The sequence below is a fragment of the Promicromonospora kroppenstedtii DSM 19349 genome (assembly GCF_000515355.1).
In the GTDB taxonomy this organism is placed as follows: domain Bacteria; phylum Actinomycetota; class Actinomycetes; order Actinomycetales; family Cellulomonadaceae; genus Promicromonospora; species Promicromonospora kroppenstedtii.
The window spans coordinates 10126-14997 of record NZ_KI911619.1; the positions used below are offsets into that span (position 1 = coordinate 10126).

4 protein-coding genes and 1 pseudogene are annotated in these 4872 nt (G+C 71.0%); all 5 read left to right on the forward strand.

Annotation, left to right across the window (positions count from 1 at the left end; all coding sequences use genetic code 11):
* Positions 1-258 (forward strand): annotated as a pseudogene (locus PROKR_RS33905) (murein biosynthesis integral membrane protein MurJ); the annotation flags it as partial.
* A gap of 126 nt (positions 259-384) precedes the next feature.
* Positions 385-2061: a CTP synthase gene (locus PROKR_RS04690; RefSeq protein ID WP_036960037.1), complete on the forward strand. Its 1677-nt coding sequence runs from the start codon at positions 385-387 to the stop codon at positions 2059-2061.
* A gap of 40 nt (positions 2062-2101) precedes the next feature.
* Positions 2102-2734, forward strand: coding sequence for an NUDIX domain-containing protein (locus tag PROKR_RS04695; protein WP_020012930.1), 633 nt, complete (start codon positions 2102-2104; stop codon positions 2732-2734).
* A gap of 210 nt (positions 2735-2944) precedes the next feature.
* Positions 2945-3709 carry a DUF4230 domain-containing protein gene (locus PROKR_RS04700; RefSeq protein ID WP_051432671.1) on the forward strand — a complete coding sequence of 255 codons (765 nt, stop codon included), beginning with the start codon at positions 2945-2947 and terminating at the stop codon, positions 3707-3709.
* Between the two features lie 75 nt (positions 3710-3784).
* Positions 3785-4768: a hypothetical protein gene (locus tag PROKR_RS04705; protein ID WP_245605699.1), complete on the forward strand. Its 984-nt coding sequence runs from the start codon at positions 3785-3787 to the stop codon at positions 4766-4768.
* Positions 4769-4872 lie beyond the last annotated feature (104 nt).

A 4872-nucleotide genomic window follows, 5' to 3' on the forward strand; every position in this document is an offset into this window, starting at 1 on the left:
GGTGCCGCGGCCGGGCTCTGGGCGCCCTGGCAGCTCGGCCTGTCCGAGGGCTCGTTCTTCTCGGCCTCCCGCACGGCCCCGGGCGAGGTCGAGTTCGACGGCGGTGCGTTCGCCGGCGACCTGGGCCTCGGGCTGGCGTTCGGGCTGCTGGCCGCGGCAGTCACCGCGGCGGTCGCGGTGCTGCTGGACCGGGACCTGCGGGCCGCCGTCGCGCCCCTGCTCAGGACGTTGGGGAGGAAGTTCTCCAGGAAGGCCTGACTGAGCGAGCGCAAAGGCCGCAGCAGGGGCAGACTCGACCCAAAGGGTCGAAAGTCCCCGCTCGGCGAGCGCGTGTGCCGGTCGTTACACCACCAGCACGCCGTACCTCGTTTAGGATGGAGTTCCGTGGTCGAACACCGAAGCAGTCTCCAGTCCCGTCAGCGGTCCGGCGCCTCCACGCCGACCAAGCACATCTTCGTCACCGGTGGTGTGGCGTCCTCTCTCGGCAAGGGACTGACGGCGTCATCGCTCGGTCGCCTGCTCCGCTCGCGTGGCCTCAGCGTCACCATGCAGAAGCTGGATCCCTACCTCAACGTGGATCCCGGCACCATGAACCCGTTCCAGCACGGTGAGGTCTTCGTCACCGAGGACGGCGCCGAGACCGACCTGGACATCGGGCACTACGAGCGGTTCCTCGACGTCGAGCTGCCCGCCTCGTCCAACGTGACCACCGGCCAGGTGTACTCGCGCGTCATCGCCAAGGAGCGCCGCGGCGAGTACCTGGGCGACACCGTGCAGGTCATCCCGCACATCACCGACGAGATCAAGTTCCGGATGCGCGAGCAGGCGTCCGACGCCGTCGACGTGATCATCACGGAGATCGGCGGCACCGTGGGCGACATCGAGTCGCAGCCGTTCCTCGAGTCCGCGCGCCAGGTGCGGCACGAGCTCGGCCGCGACAACGTGTTCTTCCTGCATGTCTCGCTGGTGCCGTACATCGGCCCGTCGGGCGAGCTGAAGACCAAGCCGACGCAGCACTCCGTGGCGGCGCTGCGCTCGATCGGCATCCAGCCGGACGCCATCGTGCTGCGCTCCGACCGCGTGGTGCCCGAGAGCATCAAGCGCAAGATCGCGCTCATGTGCGACGTCGACAACGAGGCAGTGATCAACTGCGCCGACGCGCCGTCGATCTACGACATCCCGCGCGTCATCCACGCCGAGGGCCTGGACGCCTACGTGGTGCGCCGCCTGGGCATGCCCTTCCACGACGTCGACTGGGACGGCTGGAGCCGGCTGCTGGAGCGCGTGCACGAGCCCGAGCACAACGTCGAGGTCGCGCTGGTCGGCAAGTACATCGACCTGCCGGACGCCTACCTGTCCGTGACGGAGGCGCTGCGCGCCGGCGGCTTCGCCAACGACGCGAAGGTGGCCATCCGCTGGGTCGCGGCCGACGACTGCCAGACGCCGGAGGGGGCCCAGGCCTCGTTGGAGGGCGTCGACGCGGTGCTGGTGCCGGGCGGCTTCGGCGTGCGCGGCATCGACGGCAAGGTCGGGGCGCTGCGCTGGTCGCGCGAGAACCTGGTGCCGACCCTGGGCATCTGCCTGGGCCTGCAGTCGATGGTGATCGAGTACGCGCGCAACGTGCTGGGCTGGGCCGACGCCTCGTCCACCGAGTTCCACCCGACCAGCAGCCACCCTGTCGTGGCGACCATGGCCGAGCAGAAGTCGATCGTGGAGGGCGAGGGCGACATGGGCGGCACCATGCGCCTGGGTGCCTACGAGGCGCAGCTCGCCGCCGGCTCCGTGGTGGCCAAGGCCTACGGCAGCGAGAAGGTGACCGAGCGGCACCGCCACCGCTACGAGGTGAACAACTCGTTCCGCGGCGAGCTGGAGGAGGCGGGTCTGCTGATCTCCGGCACGTCCCCTGACTCGTCGCTCGTCGAGTTCGTCGAGCTGCCCGCCGAGACGCACCCGTACTTCGTGTCCACGCAGGCGCACCCCGAGTTCAAGTCGCGCCCCACGCGGGCACACCCGCTGTTCGCGGGCCTGATCGCGGCGGCGCTCGAGAAGCAGTCCTCATGACAACAGGCAGGATCGCCGGCAGGCGCGGCGGAGGGACAGCATGAGCAGCGACGAGGTCACGGACGTCATCGACCCCCGCCCCGCGCGGCGGCTCGACGTACCGTTCCAGGGTTTTGTGGTCGACATGGTCTCCGACGAGGTCGACCTCGGCGAGGCCGGCGGCATCGTCCGGCGGGAGTACGTCGACCACCCGGGAGCGGTGGTCGTGGTGGCGCTGACGGACGACGGCAACGTGCTGCTGCTGCGCCAGTACCGACACCCGGTCGGCGCCTTCCTCTGGGAGGCGCCCGCCGGCCTGCTCGACCTGGACGGCGAGGACCCGCACGTGGCCGCGGCCCGCGAGCTGGCCGAGGAGGCGGACATGAACGCCGGCTCCTGGGACGTGCTGCTCGACCTGCTGCCCACGCCGGGCGGCAGCAACGAGGCCGTCCGGGTGTACCTGGCGCGCGACCTCACGCCGGTGCCCGACGACGAGCGGCACACCCGCGAGGCCGAGGAGGCCGACATGGTCGTGGTGCCCGTGCCGCTGGAGGAGGCCGCGGCGCTCGCGCTCGCGGGCCGGCTGCACAACGCGGCGACCATCGCGGGCGTGCTGGCGGCGGCGATCGGCCGGGCCTCCGACTGGGAGACCCTGCGCCCGGTGGACTCCCCGTGGGAGTACCGCAAGAACTGAGGTAAAACTCAGGTCGCGTGGATTGCTGACTTCGGTCGGTTGCTTCGAGATCGGTCGGTTGATCGACCGGTCTCGAAGCAACCGGCCGACGTCGTTTCCGGCCTTGCTCTTGGAGGCGACGGGCTGGTGGGCGAGTGTCGGTGGTGGGGGCTAGCGTGGGATACCTGGACGGGAGATATGTCGGGTATCTCCCCGGGAAGGGGCGCGGGGATGACGGGCACCGAGGTAGAGACCGAGCAGGTGGGTTCCAGGACCGAGCCGACGCCGTCCGGCAGCGCGCCGACGGCGGACGGGCCGCGCCGCCGCATGCCCGCCGGGCTGGCGGGCGTGCTGGGGTTCCTCCTGGGCGCGGCGCTGAGCGCCGGACTCGTCGCGGGGGCGGTCTTCACCCTGCGGGACGACTTCCGCGACGCGATCTGGCGCACGCTGCTGGACAGCATGAACCCGTTCTCGACGGGCGAGGTGGACCGGTCGGAGACGCCGGTGCTGGTCAGCATGAAGGACCTGGCGCGGTTCGTGGCCGCCGAGGCGCAGTACGAGGTGCTCGTGGACCTGGAGAACGACGTGCGGTACGTGCCGAGCTGGCTCGCGGGGGAGCGCCTGGTGCTCGCCGTGAACGGCTCGGTCGAGGCGTACGTGGACTTCACGGGCCTGGACAAGGACGCGATCGAGATCTCCGAGGACGGCACGGAGGTCACCGTCACGGTGCCCGAGCCGGAGCTCGCCGAGCCGCGCGTCGACCTCGAGGCCAGCCGCGCCCTGACGGAGGACCGCGGGCTCGTGGACCGGGTGGGTGATCTCTTCGAGTCCGACACCGACGCCCGCCAGGAGGCGCTCGCGACGGCGCAGGGCCGGATCTCGGACGCCGCGGCGGGCTCCGACCTGGACGAACGGGCCCGGGCGAACACGACCGCGACCCTCGAGGCGATGTTGTCCCCGTTGGGGTACGACCAGGTGGTGGTCGAGTTCGGGTAAGTGTCCGGGTAAGTCGCGAAGGTCGCGCACCGGGCGTGTCATAACGGCGTCACCGTGCTGCGCTATTCTCCCCGCGTGACCAGCGAACCCGACATGCTTCCCAATGTTTCGTCCCTTCCTGCCTGGCTCGTCCCGTCCGTCTACCTGAACTGGTCCGAGGACTGGCTGGGCGAGGCGGTCGCGATCGCGAGCCGTAGCCACGAGCACCGGCTGCCGGGCGGCGCGGACGGCCCCCAGCGCGGTGACGTCGTCGTCACCGTCGTGGGCTCCGAGCCGGGCATCGTCGCCGCGGTCGAGCTCATGGGCGCCAGCCAGGGTGAGGACTGGGTCAGCGACGAGGTCTTCGGCCCCGACAAGCCCGTCGTGTGGGACGACCTCTTCAACGGCGCTGCCGCGTACGCGCGCTCGTCCGGCTGGCTGCCGCAGGAGCACGCCCGCCTGGTGCTCGACGGCATCGCCCACCAGTACAAGCACGGCGCCACCGGCACGCTCGACGCCGGCAACTGCGAGACCGACGAGCTGTCGCCCAACCTGCACGTGCTGCGCCTGCTGGGCCACAAGCAGGTCTCGGGCACGGACCTGCGCCGCGAGGAGCGCTGCGCGTCGTGCGAGCGGTTCGTCGACGTCATGCAGCTGCGCCCGCACGACGACGGCGCCCACACCGGCCAGAGCGGCGAGCGCCCCCTGGCCGAGCTCATCGAGCAGACGTTCCTGGTGTGCGGCCCGTGCCACGCGCTGCTGCACCCGCACGCCGTGCTGTCGCAGCGCGCGCAGATGCGTCCGGCGTGCCCGTCGTGCGGTCAGCGCGGCGCCACCAAGCGCATCGTGTGGGGCCAGGGCATCCACGACAACATGAAGCTCGAGCCCGACGTGGTCTACGGCGGCTTCGACACCCCGGTCCCGACGCCGGACTGGTACTGCCCGGAGTGCTACGCGAACTTCTCCTCGGGCGCCGTGGCGCAGCGCGCGCTGGGCGACATGCCGGACGCCGTGCCGGTCGGCGTCGGCGCGGTGGGCACGCCCGCCAACGGCGAGGACCTCTGGACGCCTGAGGTCTGATCTGACGGAATCGTCGGCAGTTGGCATCGAGATCGGCACAGGCCTGTGCCGATCTCAATGCCAACTGCCGAGTCTGCCGTGCAAACTGCCGAGCCTGCGGGGCA